Here is a 1,946-nt window from a genome sequence, read left to right on the forward strand (position 1 = left end):
CGAACACGATCAATGCAAGCGAGGCGGCGAGCGGGGCTCAGAAGTTTCCCTTTGCAGCTTCCGCCAAGATCAGCTTGTCCAGCGTCAGGTCATAAACAGCCTTGCGCAGTCGCTCATTCTCTTTCTGCAGACGCTTCAGCTTCTTCAATTAATCCGTGCTAATCCCGCCGTACTTCTTCTTCCAACGGTAATACGTTTGTTCAGTCACACCGATCTGCCGGATCTCATCCAGACGCGGCATACCCTGCCCCGTTAGAACCTCAACCTGCCGTAACTTCGTGACAATCTCTTCGGGCTTGGGGCGCCTGTTGGCCATGTATTTCCTCCGTTTACCTAAACATAGCGGAGGACCACTTCAGTGGGGGAAGACCAAGATGACCGCGACCCATGTGGCGATGACCGTGGTTGCGGCCAAGATGACCGGCGGCGGGGGATACATGGTCAGGGAAAGCTATGAACGGTCGATGACGCGACTGAGCCGCACGTACCTGGCGCAGATGGATGCCTTGAAGAAACACCGCGCCAAGGCGCAGCAGGTTGTCCGTGTGGAGCGTGTGACGGTGCATGAAGGCGGGCAGGCTATCGTTGGCGATGTCACACACGACGGGGGCGGGTGTCGATGAAAAGCGACGTTAACCCCATGAACCCTGTGGAGCGCTTACGGGCTGCGCCGCGATGCACGGCAACGGCCAAGGGGACAGGGCAGCGTTGCCAATGCCCTTCTAAGCACGGTTGGAACGTCTGCCGCTTGCACGGCGCTGGTGGCGGAGCGCCGTGCGGTCCTGCACATCCGAACTATCGGCACGGATTGCGGACCAAGGAGGTCCGGGCCTTGCGTAAACTCGTGCGGTCTCTTTCGGCTTTGGGTTGACCAAAAAATTGGTGGTGGGATGGCTGTCGAGGTCGGTTGGGCGCGTTTCCGCCGGGACAGCCCTCCCTAGGGTAAGGTTAACCAGTCATTAACCCCTTAACTACACTTTTGGGTAGGTTCGGCGCAGCAGAAGGAATCGTCATGCAAGACAAAGACCTATTGCTTCGGTGCCAAACGGTATCGCATGCTTGCGATCTTCTGGGGCTTCCGCACACCGCGAAGGCGCTTAGGGACATCGTGAGGGAACAACAGGAAAGCTGGGCGAATGGGCGGGCCATTGGTTTTGGCGACGCCAGTACGCAGGGTCAAATGCAAATGGAAGATACCAGTCTCAAGGGTGGAAACCTGGCACGGCGATCCTGTCGTTTGGGATCATCGTCTGACGTCGCTTCGGTAAACGCGCCCGACATGTGAAGCAAATTCATGAGGCAGAAGTAAGGATCTTCGGCTGTGCAAGAACCTGCCTCTTTCATCGGGCAGTTTCCGGCACATGGCAATTCGCTGGCCACTGCCTGCGACGGTCGTTTCATTGCATTCGGGCGTTCTTGGAATGAGCGAACTATGGACTGAGCTTGCACGGTGTTGCCTATATTCTATCCGGTAAGCGGCGATCTTTCGGACTACTGGGATGCACTTTGGAATTGTTACTGGGCCACTAAAGAGTGAAACCTCAAACAATTGGTTAACCACAATTGTATCTTCTCTTGAGGTTGCGGCAGTGCTTGCTGAGGAGGCGCAGCAGTTTGCCCGGGGCGACTGGGTGACAGGGAGTTTGGGCAGAGAGGTCATCTGCGGCGCTGTGAGATCGACGGGAGAGGCGGGCGTGTTTGGGTTGGTTTGAAGGCAGATCTTCCATTTTGTGAACACGCGTTTTTGGCATCCCCTTGCCGGCCCCGTGGCAAACGCCCTAAACTTGCGCGTTGTTTTTTTTGCACAAATCGCGTGAGGTGTTGATTTCCGCTGAGAAGTGACCCGGTAGCCCCCCAGATTTTCACTGAGAACTGACCCATGTGAACACGTTGCCCCGACGGATTTGGTCGGGGAGATATGGAGTGATCGACATGGGATTTTTGAG

The 1,946-nt window shown here is 56.3% G+C and carries 1 protein-coding gene and 1 pseudogene; one reads left to right on the top strand and one right to left on the bottom strand.

Annotation, left to right across the window (positions count from 1 at the left end):
- Positions 1–316 (bottom strand): annotated as a pseudogene (locus tag ACTXGA_RS24425) (transposase); the annotation flags it as partial.
- Positions 317–374: 58 nt separating this feature from the next.
- On the opposite strand from ACTXGA_RS24425, the gene ACTXGA_RS24430 reads away from it, so the two are divergent.
- Positions 375–623, top strand: a complete 249-nt coding sequence (locus tag ACTXGA_RS24430; RefSeq protein WP_443397313.1) for a hypothetical protein — start codon at positions 375–377, stop codon at positions 621–623.
- The last annotated feature ends 1,323 nt before the right edge of the window (positions 624–1,946 follow it).

This window comes from Antarctobacter jejuensis (genome assembly GCF_052266595.1).
GTDB classification, from domain to species: Bacteria; Pseudomonadota; Alphaproteobacteria; order Rhodobacterales; family Rhodobacteraceae; genus Antarctobacter; species Antarctobacter jejuensis.

Bases quoted from the DNA above. Each gene is read 5' to 3' on its own strand.
- ACTXGA_RS24430 (WP_443397313.1), top strand. From the start codon at position 375: ATGACCGCGACCCATGTGGCGATGACCGTGGTTGCGGCCAAGATGACC.